General features: G+C 38.2%; 11 protein-coding genes. 3 read left to right on the plus strand and 8 right to left on the minus strand.

Annotation, left to right across the window (positions count from 1 at the left end; translation table 11 throughout):
• Positions 1-504 precede the first annotated feature (504 nt).
• The 4 genes from CEY16_RS05250 to CEY16_RS05265 form a co-directional block, all read right to left on the minus strand.
• Positions 505-1,413 carry a glycine betaine ABC transporter substrate-binding protein gene (locus CEY16_RS05250; RefSeq protein ID WP_101330903.1) on the minus strand — a complete coding sequence of 303 codons (909 nt, stop codon included), beginning with the start codon at positions 1,411-1,413 and terminating at the stop codon, positions 505-507.
• A gap of 287 nt (positions 1,414-1,700) precedes the next feature.
• Positions 1,701-2,696: a F510_1955 family glycosylhydrolase gene (locus tag CEY16_RS05255; protein WP_101330904.1), complete on the minus strand. Its 996-nt coding sequence runs from the start codon at positions 2,694-2,696 to the stop codon at positions 1,701-1,703.
• Between the two features lie 95 nt (positions 2,697-2,791).
• Entirely contained in the window at positions 2,792-3,286 is a 495-nt protein-coding gene (locus CEY16_RS05260; protein ID WP_101330905.1) for an NUDIX hydrolase, read from the minus strand.
• 17 nt (positions 3,287-3,303) lie between these two features.
• Positions 3,304-3,534: an excisionase family DNA-binding protein gene (locus CEY16_RS05265; RefSeq protein ID WP_101330906.1), complete on the minus strand. Its 231-nt coding sequence runs from the start codon at positions 3,532-3,534 to the stop codon at positions 3,304-3,306.
• Positions 3,535-3,882: 348 nt separating this feature from the next.
• On the opposite strand from CEY16_RS05265, the gene CEY16_RS05270 reads away from it, so the two are divergent.
• On the plus strand, positions 3,883-4,959 hold the full coding sequence (locus CEY16_RS05270) for a M14 family zinc carboxypeptidase (RefSeq protein WP_101330907.1): 1,077 nt from the start codon (positions 3,883-3,885) through the stop codon (positions 4,957-4,959).
• 5 nt (positions 4,960-4,964) lie between these two features.
• Here CEY16_RS05270 and CEY16_RS05275 read toward each other — a convergent pair whose 3' ends face one another.
• Both CEY16_RS05275 and CEY16_RS05280 read right to left on the minus strand, forming a co-directional pair.
• Positions 4,965-5,810, minus strand: coding sequence for a protein-glutamine gamma-glutamyltransferase (locus CEY16_RS05275; RefSeq protein WP_101330908.1), 846 nt, complete (start codon positions 5,808-5,810; stop codon positions 4,965-4,967).
• 100 nt (positions 5,811-5,910) lie between these two features.
• The gene (locus CEY16_RS05280) at positions 5,911-8,088 is read right to left on the minus strand and encodes an ATP-dependent helicase (RefSeq protein WP_101331144.1); all 2,178 of its coding nucleotides are present in this window, start codon (positions 8,086-8,088) and stop codon (positions 5,911-5,913) included.
• A 287-nt stretch (positions 8,089-8,375) separates the two neighbouring features.
• Here CEY16_RS05280 and CEY16_RS05285 point away from each other — a divergent pair, with 287 nt between their 5' ends.
• Positions 8,376-9,146 carry a DUF817 domain-containing protein gene (locus CEY16_RS05285; protein ID WP_101331145.1) on the plus strand — a complete coding sequence of 257 codons (771 nt, stop codon included), beginning with the start codon at positions 8,376-8,378 and terminating at the stop codon, positions 9,144-9,146.
• 160 nt (positions 9,147-9,306) lie between these two features.
• Positions 9,307-9,954, plus strand: a complete 648-nt coding sequence (locus CEY16_RS05290; RefSeq protein WP_101330909.1) for a uracil-DNA glycosylase — start codon at positions 9,307-9,309, stop codon at positions 9,952-9,954.
• Between the two features lie 241 nt (positions 9,955-10,195).
• Here the strand turns inward: CEY16_RS05290 and yihA are convergent, their stop codons facing one another.
• Together yihA and lon are read right to left on the minus strand one after the other, a co-directional pair.
• On the minus strand, positions 10,196-10,777 hold the full coding sequence (gene yihA / locus CEY16_RS05295; RefSeq protein WP_101330910.1) for a ribosome biogenesis GTP-binding protein YihA/YsxC: 582 nt from the start codon (positions 10,775-10,777) through the stop codon (positions 10,196-10,198).
• A 6-nt stretch (positions 10,778-10,783) separates the two neighbouring features.
• Positions 10,784-13,102, minus strand: coding sequence for an endopeptidase La (gene lon, locus CEY16_RS05300; protein WP_101330911.1), 2,319 nt, complete (start codon positions 13,100-13,102; stop codon positions 10,784-10,786).
• Between the last annotated feature and the right edge of the window lie 107 nt (positions 13,103-13,209).

The following is a 13,209-nucleotide window of genomic DNA, read 5'->3' on the forward strand; positions in this document are numbered from 1 at the left end:
TAGCCAATTTGCTACCCACCAATGGGCAAACCACAGGACAGATTTCAAATCGTCTTCACGTTCTCTTCACACCAGCAGGATACGTCTTTTCTATATGGGGAGTAATTTACTTCAATTTATCTTGGGTGGGTTTCTGCAGCTACCATCCTTAATTTCGGAATCTTTTTTAAGGTAAACGATCTGGAACCATTGCTGGGAATCTCTTCGATTATTTGGACGGTAATTCTTTTAGCCTTTGCGACAGGACTGGCCCTATGGTTAATGACATTTAAAAAAGATATAGCTTTTCCATTAGTATTCATATGGGCTTTTATTGAAATTGCACTCAAGCGATCGATTACTCGGAAATTTATTGGACATCGTGGGTGATGGTAGCGATCCTTTCAGGGGGAATATTGTTAGCTATTATTAAGTATAAAGTAAAAGGACTTTAAAAAAGAACATAAATAAGGAGCAGGTTCATTTCACCTGCTCCTTATTGTTTATAACTATCATATACGATTATTATTCAGAACCGCCTGTCCATTCGTCAATCAAATCTTGGTTTTCATCAATCCAGTTTTGGGCGCCTTCTTGCTCAGAATCAGCTTCATTCAACGAAGCCATCAAGCTACCTAACTGATCATCATTTAACATGAAATTATCAAACCATTCAACGACTTCTGGATGATCTTCTTCAAGACCTAAACGTGCTGCGTATGAAATGTTCTCAGAATCCCCATAGATATTTTTAGGGTCCTCAAGAATTTTTAGATCCATTTCAGAAAACGTCCAGTGTGGCTTCCAAAGAGTCACCACGATTGGTTCTTCGCTATCTATACGGTTCTGGAGTTCAGCTAACATGCTAGGCTCAGATGATCCAATCAATTCATATTCAAGACCGTAGTCAGCAATGACATCTTCAGTTAATCCCATAATACTTGATCCAGGATCGATTCCGTAAATCTCAGATTCAAATTTGTCAGCATGCTCATTCAAATCTTCGATGCTATTAACATCTTCCACATAAGATGGTACAACAAGCGCTAGATCTGTACCCTCGTACCACTCTTCTCGCCAATCGATATCTTCTTTAAAATCTTCATAGAAAGCTTGGTCCGTATTAGGCAACCAAATTTCCATTCCAATATCTAAATCTCCATTCTTAAGCCCTTCATAAAGTATTGCCTTTTCTACAGGCTCTAACGATACATCATAACCTTTTTCTTCTAACACGATTTTCCACATGTTTGATACAGCGACGTTCTCTGCCCAATTATTCATACCGATAGAGATTGAGCCCTTATCTTCTTGTGCCTCATTATCTCCTTCATTGCTTTCGCCTTCTCCTGATTGATCGTCTCCACCACAGGCGGCGAGTAGTAACAAGATCCCTAGTAATATAATAGGGAACAATTTTTTAAGATTCTTCATCAAATTCCTCCTTGTTGAATTTTTTGTAAGTAGACACTCTAATAAGTTTAGTTTTCCCTAATATAAAAAGACTAAGTCAATTTTCTAAAAAAATATAGCTGAACCATTAAGAACTATAACATAGTCTAATCTTATTTCAAGTCGGTTGCTTCCCGTTTAGTCATATGCACTCTATATGTTGGTAGTTTGGACTTGAGTTATTGCTGTCTCTTCAAGTTAGATAAAAAAAACATGTTAAACAGCTTTTGAGCTGCTTAACATGTTCCTTAAATCCATATGTTGATAAATTATTGAACGCTTCCATCTTTTAAAATTTGCTTCCAACTATCTGTCCCATCTTCAGAGATATAAGCTTGGTCTTCAATTGTATAAATTGCAAACTCTTCTTCATTCTGAGGATTTTGACTTATGAAAAGAGGCGCGTCTTGGTTTAATTGAGGTAGATTCAATTCCTCGCGATTATCCGCTTCAAGATCATATGCAATGAAGTTGGCATTTCCACTATAGGTAGAGTAGTACAAAGTATCCTCACTGAAGAATACACCGATACCTTGTCCCCCATCACTCAATAAGTCGAATTCGTTTCCACCATCTTGTGATAAATATACTCCTTGTGTCGTACTTACAGCTACCAAATTGGAGTCCACAGGGTGTAGTGCAATTTCCATATAGTCCCCTTCTAGGCCAGATGCATCAACCTTTTTCCAACTTTCACCCTCATCTTGACTGATGTGGAAACCTTGATCCAGCTTGGAGTTTTTATCAGGGTTGTATAAGAGCAAGTCATGACTTTTATAGCCAACAGTTAGAAAATGAAAATCCGTTTCCCCAACGAAATCAATACTTTCTAGATTTTGTGCGCCATCTACACTTTTCTGAATACCGATTGGGTTTGGTAGATCTGATTGGGCGCTAGGATGCCCGGAAGTATAAAACCCTTCATCAAAAACAGTGAAACCCATGAAATCATTCTGGTTTTCTGTCACTTCATACCAAGTTCCGTCTTCGAAATACCGAAGTCCGATATGAGTACCAAACAGTATGCGTTCACCATTTTCCTCATACCCCATTCCATGGGCATGAGATAGATCGCCTTCAAGTTCTTTACCACCGATATCACTAAGTTCGGCTGCTTTCTCTTCATCATCACTATCGGCACTGTCGGATGATTCCTGAGTGTCAGTAGTATCTTCTTCAGTTGTTTCTTCTTTGTTATCAGTTGAACAACCGACTAACACAAATAAAAATGTAATTCCTATTATGATTAAAAGTTGTTTTTTCATTGAACTTCCTCCAAATCAATGTCGTGATCTGAGTATATCAATTAATCATGTAGTTTGTATGAAGAAAATTTTTAAATTCAGTGACAAAAATATAATCATAACTGTTTACTCTTGATTTCATATCCACCTGAAATGACTTGTTCAGGTGTTTCAGGTAAATTCTTCAAAGCAGACTGCAAAAATTCAGGATATAATAAAATCTTATCTATTTCCGCAATAGGAACCCATTGATAAGTAACATGCTCCCCTTCTTCCCCATAAAAAGGTTCAAGATCATAGTCAAATGACCCTTTTACCGGTGAAACTTTGTAAAATAGGCCTAGTTCATGAAAATTACGCTTCTTATACTCAAAGAAATTTTCGGAGAACCATAGGAGTTGATCGATCTTCACTTCAACATTTAACTCTTCTTTCAATTCACGTTTAACACTTGATTGAGAATCCTCTAATACTTCCACTCTTCCACCCGGTAGAGCCCAATGATTATCTTTCGTTTGCTTATGTATTAAAACATAACCTTTCTCGATCATTACTGCTGCAACACGATAATTGAATACGATATTGTTCTCTAAATAAAAAGTTGAGTCCATGTCGAGTCCCCTTTCAATCAATCTTCATCTTTCACATCAGGATCTTCTGGTATCGATTCATTCAGATATTCCTGGATCATTTCTCGATATTTTTCCATTTGATCAAAATAAGAATCGAACTGACTCTTATTCACCAAAAACCGTTCACCATCATGGATGCTTCTAATTTTTCCTTGTACAATCAACTTCTCCACATAGGCTTCAGGTAATTCAAGATATTCTGCAGTTTCTTTGATTGTTAGATACATGTATTAACCCCTTTGATTCTTAAGCCTTTTTATTTCCTCTTCTAAACAGACACTCTTTTTTCTATATCATTTGGTGAATTTTTTATTACCTACATTCTCTTTAACAATATAGGGATAGAAACGACTATTGATAGAATGATAATGATAAATAAAATCATGATTAGTTGAGCCAGCATCGTTGAAGTTTCCATTATTGCACGTCACCCTTCTTTGAATAAAAACTCAAAGTTCAAATAGATTTTATCAAATTATACCATATTCTAACAGAGATCATGTTGACCCTATATCAATCTATTATTACTTTTGTTATTGTAATAATATCCAATCCACCGAGGGGACATGTTTTAGATGATCAAAAAAGTAATAAGTGTGCTTTTAATTATTGTTGTTATAACTTTACATATAACTGATAGTTCAGTTGCTGAGACAAGCTATCATATAGACAACCCCAAACAAACCTACACATATGAAATGATGGTCGAAGATATTGAAAAGATGGCTAAAAATCACCCGGACCTTATAACCTATCAATCTCTTGGAAAAACACCATATGATCGTGACATATGGGCGGTCAAATTAGGTCACGGTGATGCTTCTATTTTCATTAATGGCTCTCATCATGCTAGAGAATGGATTACGACCAATCTAAATATGAAAATGATTCAGACGTATGCTGAGGCTTACCAAAATCACGAGCAAATTGAAGAATACGATGTAAGTGATGTTTTAAATCGAGTGACCATATGGTTCGTTCCTATGGTGAATCCTGACGGGGTTGCCCTTCAGCAAAAGGGATTAGATGCATTTCCTGCAGAAGTACATCATGAGCTGATTGAAATGAATGAAGGTAGTACGGATTTCAAACGATGGAAAGCCAATGCTAGAGGAGTCGATTTAAACCGACAATATGACTACGAGTGGGACAATATTGCTGTTAATCATGAAGATGCTCGGTGGTCGAAACATAAAGGTAAGGAACCATTCAGTGAAAAGGAAAACAAAATCATTCGTCAGTTCACTAACGAGATAAATGCTGAAATTCTTATCTCATACCATAGTTCTGGACGTGTCTTATATTGGGATTATCCAGAGAAAGATATAAGATATGACGATTATGCAAAAATTATAAGTGGTTTAACGGGATATGTATTGATCAACCCAGAAGATAACCCAGCCAGAGGGACTTTCATGAGATGGTTCGTCCAAGAATTCCAAAGACCCGCGTTCACTCCAGAGTTGAGCTATTTCGTAGGGGAAACACATGTGCCTGTTGAAATATTTCCTGACATTTGGGAAAGGAATATTTCAGTTCCTTTGTATGCAGCTGAGCAAGGATATACACAATGGTCATCCAGAGTGAACGAGCATCATTCTACACTTATCTACCAACTATTTGAATGGATTAAAAATATCTTGTTCAAATAAGTCATTTAACTCTGAAAAACATGACTTAAATAAAACCGATATTGATCATAAGGTATTGAGTCTTCATTATGAGGAATAACAACTACATTCCACTTGTAAGGATTATAGGTACGGGACAAGTTCGAGAATTTTGCCAAATGTTTATACGAAGGTTTTACGACTAGATCCTTTAAATATGCTGATTGGGTAGCACCTCTTCTTCTTAATCGGTTCAATCTGTTAATGATTTGTTCCGCTCTTAAAATACCCAACCCATGCCCAAAAAAATAGCCGTCAAGCATTGTTACAGCGTTTTCCCCTCTCCACTCTGGAGTATCAGGGTCAAAGTCTGGATTATCAAAATATACGACGTCACCAGGTAAAATGTGGTCCGTATAAGTGTTCGTCAATCCAAGATCCGTATCTGAATGCCAGCTGTAAATATAAAGATCTGGAAATAGTTCGTTAAAAAATTGCTCTCCGATTACTTTCAACACAGCGTGGTAGTAGATGATGATGATTGCTCCTGCGCATTCAAATGCATACATCGCACTGTTATTGTAAAAGTCTTGAATAGCATCCGATGGCTTCACTCCCGGTTGAAGTTGAAACCCACCAATCTCCGTTACGTGCCAGTAATTTGTATTTCCTCTAGTCTCTTTGAATGTAGCGAATTTCATTCGGCTACGATTCATCATTTCAGAACTATCCATGATACTTTTTCGGAGTCTGATCTCGAAATATAACTCCCCAGCAGAATCATAAGTATAAACGACAGGCGAATCATTCATCCTTTGAAGAATTGCGTTATCAATTCGATCTAATTCTCCCAGTTCACCTGGTTCAAAGGGTCTTCCTGAAATTTGAATCATTCTGACAAACCCCTCTCCACATTTATTGGAATTACGTTTATTACTAACGTATTCTTACCAAAAAAATATAGACGCTCCTGAAGAGAAACGTCCACATTGTCTATACTGGCTCAATCAATCCAAGTTCAAGACACGTCGAAATTGACAATTCTTTTTGATATGTAGGAAATTGAACAGATATAATGTCATCATCAATAATCATGATTTCACCTGTTCCAAACACTCGATGTTTAATTTCCATCCCTGGACTAAGTTCGCCTATACTTTTGACGGCATTTGGATTTTTCGGTAATTTAGCTTTAGATTCCTCTGCAAATGAATATTTGTCAGCTCTATCTTTTTCTTGTGGAGGGTTAACAATGCGCTTCACATCTTTGAAAAACTCTGAAGATAATACATGTAAACTGAATTTCCGATGATAGGAGATCAGTTCTAGCTTTCTTCTTGCGCGTGTCATTCCTACATAAAATAAGCGAACAGCTTCTTCTATCTGTTCTTTCTCACCCTTTTCTGACGCCTCTAAATCCGATTCTGAGGGGATGATACCTCTAATCAAATCAATCATGAAGACATGCTCAAATTCCAACCCTTTTGAACTATGTAAGGTAGAAAGCGTCACGGCATCCAGATGTTTATTATCTTTAGATTGTTTGACTAGCGATTCTAAATGGTTCAAACGTTTTGCAAATTCAACCATCGTACCGGATTGCTGAGCAATTACTTCTAGAATTCGAATGATCTCCCTTAACCCATCGAAATTGAATCCAAGCTTTTTACTCAACTTTTTCAAAACCTCTTCATACCCCATATCTTCACGAATGGTCTTGATAACTTCCCTCGGACTTTTATTATGGAAATTACGGAAATATTCTTGCTGCCTCTTCAATTTTTCTTGATGCTTCTGATCAATTCCTGAAAACTTCAGAAGAGAATCAATAACTGTATATTTCTTGTGGCTTCCTTTAATATGATCCAATTGTTGTCTTGAAATATATACGCCTAACTTGGAAAAAATACGCTCAAAAATATCGACTCGTGATAAGTCATAAGAAAAACGCATGAAATTCAAGATATCCCTGACCACCCAATGGCTGAAGAAGCGAAGATCAGAATCCTTGATATAAAAAGGGATGTCTGCCTTATCTAGAGCATCAATCAAGATAACTGAAGAGGCATTATTCCTGTACAAAATTGCAAAGTCACGGTATGTATGACCTGAGCTAATCGTTTGTACAACGTGGCATGTCTGTTCCCCGTAGTTGGCCATTTTATGTAATTGAACCGGTTCATGGGGTGGGTTCTCTGTAAACATATTTTTGTTGTAACGATTTTTGTTTCTCTTAATGAATCGATTAGCAACTGTCACGATGTCCTTTGAGGAACGATAGTTTTGTTCCATAAACAAAGTTTTTGCCTGTGGATATACATGCTGGAAATTTAACAAGTAAGAAGGTTCTGCCGCCCTCCAAGTGTAAATTGACTGGTCATCGTCAGCTACTACACACAGATTCTCATGCTTCGCTACGAGTTTCTCAATAATCTTATGCTGTACGAGAGATGTATCTTGGCTTTCGTCGGTCAGCACATAATCATACAGCCTTTGATACTTAGTTAGAATCTCGATATCTTGCGATAGGAGCTTATTTGCAAAAGTCAGCATGTCATCGTAATCAACAAGCAACTTATTCGAATACGTTCTCTTCTGCTCTTCATACTGCTCGAAAATTTGTAATGCTTCTGGCACATCACACTTGACGGTCGATCGATTGTCCTTAGGTATAAGTTTGTTTTTTAAGAAACTGACATAAATCATCAATTCTTCCAGTTGATCTTCAGTAATATTCTCATCATGAAAAGAATAATAAAGGTTTCTAAGGATTATTCTTTTATGTAAGCCCTGAGGTACATCATTCCCCTCAATCAATTGATACGACTGATTATTTTTATAAAAATACTCACGAAAAATTTTAAAGGCTAAGCTATGTATTGTAGAAAAATCTACCGGTTCTAAATGAGGAAAGAAACTTGTATATCGCTCTTCCATATCTTTAGCAGAGGCACGACTAAATGTTACCGCTTTGATTCTGGCCGGACTTACGCGCTTCTGTTCGATCATGTAACCGATTCTCATGATGATCGTGGTCGTTTTACCAGAACCAGGTGAAGCTAAAAGAAGTAGTGGACCATCAGTCGAGAGAACCGCCTCTTTCTGAACCTCATTTAATTCTACGCCTAGTAGTTCTTTCTTTTGCTGAAAAAATTGTTCGGATGTTTGCATCAATGAAGCTCCTTCTTCATGTTGTTCTGCCAAAAGTATCTCACAAAAGTTGATGTTTGGTAAGAGAATTTAGATTGTCTTTTGGGTTTAAATTACGTAGATTGAATCATAGATTTGTATTATACTAACTATCAACTGGAAGTTTTTATGGAACATGGATGGACATGACTCATAATGGTGGCGAGGAAATGAAAGGATCTAAACCAAATACTATAACTAATTTTATGAAACCCTTACAGGCAGACACAACAGCTTATATCCAAGAACTGGAACAAAAGAACAGATTGATGAGAGCTCTGATGCAGCTTGTTCGATTCGGACGAGAGCAAGCATTATCTTGCCTGTTTCCAGTAGTCATTTTTGCTTCATTAGGATTGACACAAATCATATCACTCCCATTTCTACTGCGATATGACTGGATTCTATTGATATGTATTCTGATGCAATGGTGGATGCTTCGTAGTGGGCTTGAAACTCGTGCAGAACTCCAGGTTATTACCTTGTTTCACTTGATCGGCCTCGCCCTTGAAATATATAAAGTGCATATGGGTTCCTGGGCGTATCCTGAAGAAGGTTATTCTAAGATTTTCGGGGTTCCCTTATACAGCGGCTTCATGTATGCCAGCGTTGCAAGCTATTTGTGCCAAGCTTGGAGGAGATTAAATGTCAATTTGATCAAGTGGCCACCTTTCCCTCTGGTTGTCGCTTTAGCAGCAGCAATCTATTTGAACTTCTTCACCCACCATTTTTGGATGGACGTAAGATGGTGGTTATCATTGTTTGTCATTATCCTCTTTTGGCGTTCATGGGTTTCTTATGAAGTGGGAGGTTTAACATATAAAATGCCGATTGCACTCTCTTTTGTACTCATCGGCTTTTTCATATGGATAGCAGAAAATATCGCAACATTTTTCGGAGCATGGGAATATCCCAACCAAACCGAAGCTTGGAGTCTCGTTCACTTGGGTAAAGTAAGCTCGTGGTTGTTACTTGTAATCGTGAGTTTTTTAATCGTGGCTACGTTGAAGCAAATAAAAGATAAGACCCAGAAAGCCTGATTTTTGTGTAGTTTGCATTTATAGAGGTAGGGGTTTTTACTCGTTCTTTTCAATGCGAATATTATGGATTAAAACTTAAATATGTTTATTTATAATTTTAAGGGTATTGTACATTAAGTATCTTATATTGAACTTTTAAATCTAGTAAGGAATGATTCCATTGTTCACAATTCCAGAGTCACTAGCAAATCAAGCTCAAGAACGCATCAAAAATTTTCCTGTCGAAGGTTTTGTTTATAATAAAGGACCAAGTAATCCTAAGATCATGCTTGTTGGAGAAGCACCTGGTGAGCAGGAAATCATTGATGGAATTCCTTTCATCGGCAGAGCTGGCCGAGAACTGATGGCTTCACTTGAGTCGATTGGTCTTAGTCGAGAGGATGTTTATATTACAAGCGCTGTACGCAGCCGTCCTTATAAGTGGGGAAAGAAACGTAATCGCGATGGCACTGAGACTGAACGTAAATACAACCGACCACCAACGAAGAAAGAAATTTTCGCTCATGCGCCCCTTCTCGACTACGAAATTCAGAACCTTAACCCAAAATTGATCGTAACACTAGGTAACATTGGACTCCAGCGTTTACTTGGACCAACCGCTAAAGTTACTCAAATGCACGGTGAGTTGATTGAACGTCCTATTCAATATATACCTGATTTAGATAAAAATGCATTCACTTTAACCGATAAGGCATATAGAATCGTTCCGACTTTTCATCCTGCTTCTGTCTTCTATCGTCCATCTCATCGAGAAAGTTTAGAAGCTGATTGGAGGAGAATTGGCGAGATACTATCGAATGAGAGTTAAGTGGATTAGAGAAGCACACAAGTTAGATGCACTGTATTCACTGACTTAAGTCTCTTTTCATATAAAATCTAACAGTTAATTTAATTAATCTAACACTTAAGTTGAATTATCTAACACTTATCAACGAAAATCTAACAGTTAATTCAGTTTATCCATCAAACAGCTCCGTTTACCTTTTTATGAGCTCTCACTAATACAAAAAGCTCCCGGCCTTTGGAATAAGGTCAGGAGCTTCATTATTTTACATCACACTTTTCAATACTTTCCAAGCTTGATCTTTGCCTTCGGCCGTTTCAGCAGAGAAGGCTACTAGTTCATCGCCTTCTTCAATATCTAAGGCTTCACGGATGATTTTCAAGTGTTTTTGACGCTGGGCTTTTTTGACTTTGTCCAGCTTCGTTGCAACGATCATCACAGGAATTTCATAGTGTTTAAGAAAGTCATACATGATGATGTCATCTTCAGTTGGTGGGTGACGCATGTCAACGAGAAGTACTGTGAGTTTGAGTTCTTTTCTCGTCTGGAAGTATTCTTCCATCATACGACCCCATTTTTCTCGTTCCGTTTTGCTCACCTTAGCGTAACCATAACCTGGTACATCAGTGAACATGAGTTGTTCATTGATCCGGTAAAAGTTCAGAGTTTGAGTTTTACCTGGCTTAGATGAAGTACGTGCTAAAGCTTTTCGCTGAATCATTTTGTTGATGAAAGATGATTTACCGACATTTGACCGACCCGCCAGTGCGACCTCCGGAAGATTCTCGCTCGGGTATTGACTCTGACTGACGGCGCTGATGACGATTTCAGCTTGGTTCACTTTCATTTCGATCTACTCCTTCAACAGGGCGTGGTCTAAGACTTGATCTAAGTGATTCACTTTGATGAATGTTAAACCTTCTCGAACACTTTCTGGAATATCTTCTAAATCTTTATCATTTTCTTCTGGAATCAAAATAGTTGTCAGGCCTGCTCGGTGTGCACTTAACGACTTTTCTTTCAAGCCACCGATCGGTAGGACGCGACCCCGCAATGTGATTTCACCGGTCATGCCGACCTCTTTTTTCACAGGACGGTTGGTCAATGCTGAAACTAATGCAGTTGCCATCGTAATTCCGGCAGATGGGCCGTCTTTTGGTGTTGCCCCTTCTGGTACGTGAATGTGGATGTCTAGTTTTTCGTAGAAGTCTTCATCGATGTTCAGTTCTTCTGTTCGAGAACGTACATAACTCAATGCGGCTTGTGCCGATTCCTTCATTACATCTCCAAGTTTACCTGTCAGGGTCAGTTTACCTGTCCCTTTGGATAATGAAACCTCAATCGATAAAGTATCTCCACCGGCTTGCGTATAAGCGAGTCCAGTAGCAGCTCCGATTTGGTTTTCGACTTCTGCTTGTCCATAACGGAACTTCGGCTTACCGAGTAACTTTTCGATCTGGGCTTCAGTAATCACTACACGTTTTTTCTCGTTTGAAACAATCATCTTAGCAGATTTACGGCAAAGGGATGCAAATTGACGCTCTAAGTTACGTACACCAGCTTCCCTTGTGTACATACGGATCAGTTTCAAGATAGCTTCGTCTTTGAATTGCATTTTTCCTTTCGTCAGTCCGTTTTCTTTAATCTGTTTTGGAATTAAGTGTTCTTTTGAAATATGAAGCTTTTCCACTTCTGTATACCCTGCAATCGAGATAACTTCCATACGATCAAGTAATGGACCTGGAATCGTCTGCAGATTGTTTGCTGTTGCTATAAACATCACTTTTGATAAGTCATAAGATTCTTCTATGAAATGGTCACTGAATGAATTATTCTGCTCAGGATCAAGCACCTCTAGCATTGCTGAGGATGGATCCCCACGAAAGTCGCTGGCCATTTTATCAATTTCATCAAGTAAAAATACAGGGTTAACCGTTCCTGCTTTATTCATACCTTGAATTATGCGCCCAGGCATCGCACCTACATACGTACGACGGTGGCCACGAATCTCTGCTTCATCGCGCACTCCACCAAGAGATGATCGTACGAATTTACGATCGATTGCACGAGCTACAGATTTAGCAAGAGAGGTTTTTCCTACCCCGGGAGGTCCAACCAAACATAAGATCGGTCCCTTTAAAGATTGGGTCAATTGTTGAACGGATAAATATTCTAATACACGCTCTTTGACTTTCTCTAAACCGTAATGATCTTCGTCCAAAATTTCCTCTGCGTGATGGATATCTAGGTTATCTTCCGTTTCCTTCGTCCAAGGAATAGCGACTAACCATTCAATATAATTACGAATGACCGAGCTTTCGGCTGAGCTCTGAGGTACACGCTCATATCGGTCAAGCTCTTTATATGCTGTTTTTTCGATTCGCTCAGGCATTCCAGCCTCTTCAATTTTTTCTTTCAATTGAGCGACTTCGCTGTTCTTACCGTCACGGTCGCCTAATTCTTTTTGAATGGCTTTCAACTGTTCACGTAAATAGTATTCTTTTTGGGTCCGTTCCATTGATTTCTTTACTCGCTGGCCAATCTTTTTTTCCATACCTAGAACTTCTTTTTCATTATGAATTAATTGAATCAAGTAATCCAAGCGATCAGGAACGTATACTGTTTCAAGAATGTTCTGTTTCTGCTGAGTCTTTAAACTCAAGTGAGATGCAACAATATCAGCTAACCGGGAAGGCTCTTCGATATCTTTGATTGAATTATAAGTTTCTTTATTCAACTTTTTAGAGACCTTTGTGAATTCTTGGAACTGGCTATCAAGCATACGCATAAGAGCTTGCTCTTCAGTATCTTCACCATGCTCATCATCAAGGATATCGTAGTTCACCATGAAATAAGGTTCTGTTTGTTCGACAGAGCTGACTTTTGCACGCTCTAAGCCTTCAACCAAAATACGGACTGTCCCATTAGGCAGTTTTACCATCTGTTTAATATACGCAATTGTACCTGTAGAAAAAATATCATCTTCACCAGGAGTATCTTTAGCAGCATCACGCTGTGTAGCAAGTAATAATTTATTATCTTCTACCATTGATTTTTCTAAAGCTTTGACGGATTGGTCTCGTCCTACATCTAAATGCATGACCATTGAAGGATACACAATCACACCACGCAATGGTAGGAGGGGAATTTGTTTTTCGTTAGTATCTCCCATAGATACACCTCCACTATTGTCATGTCTATTGCTGGTTCTACCGTTAGTATACACTATTTCTCTTTAACTTTACGCTTATATGTAATAGAAAAGAGGGCACTCTCACT

Origin of the sequence: Halalkalibacillus sediminis (genome assembly GCF_002844535.1) — a bacterium.
Lineage (GTDB): Bacteria > Bacillota > Bacilli > Bacillales > Alkalibacillaceae > Halalkalibacillus_A > Halalkalibacillus_A sediminis.

Excerpts from the sequence above, each read along its gene's own strand:
- CEY16_RS05250 (WP_101330903.1), bottom strand. The coding sequence starts at position 1,413 with ATGAAGAATCTTAAAAAATTGTTCCCTATTATATTACTAGGGATCTTG.
- CEY16_RS05255 (WP_101330904.1), bottom strand. The coding sequence starts at position 2,696 with ATGAAAAAACAACTTTTAATCATAATAGGAATTACATTTTTATTTGTG.
- CEY16_RS05260 (WP_101330905.1), bottom strand. The coding sequence starts at position 3,286 with ATGGACTCAACTTTTTATTTAGAGAACAATATCGTATTCAATTATCGT.
- CEY16_RS05265 (WP_101330906.1), bottom strand. The coding sequence starts at position 3,534 with ATGTATCTAACAATCAAAGAAACTGCAGAATATCTTGAATTACCTGAA.
- CEY16_RS05270 (WP_101330907.1), top strand. The coding sequence starts at position 3,883 with ATGATCAAAAAAGTAATAAGTGTGCTTTTAATTATTGTTGTTATAACT.
- CEY16_RS05275 (WP_101330908.1), bottom strand. The coding sequence starts at position 5,810 with ATGATTCAAATTTCAGGAAGACCCTTTGAACCAGGTGAACTGGGAGAA.
- CEY16_RS05280 (WP_101331144.1), bottom strand. The coding sequence starts at position 8,088 with ATGCAAACATCCGAACAATTTTTTCAGCAAAAGAAAGAACTACTAGGC.
- CEY16_RS05285 (WP_101331145.1), top strand. The coding sequence starts at position 8,376 with ATGAGAGCTCTGATGCAGCTTGTTCGATTCGGACGAGAGCAAGCATTA.
- yihA (WP_101330910.1), bottom strand. The coding sequence starts at position 10,777 with ATGAAAGTGAACCAAGCTGAAATCGTCATCAGCGCCGTCAGTCAGAGT.
- lon (WP_101330911.1), bottom strand. The coding sequence starts at position 13,102 with ATGGGAGATACTAACGAAAAACAAATTCCCCTCCTACCATTGCGTGGT.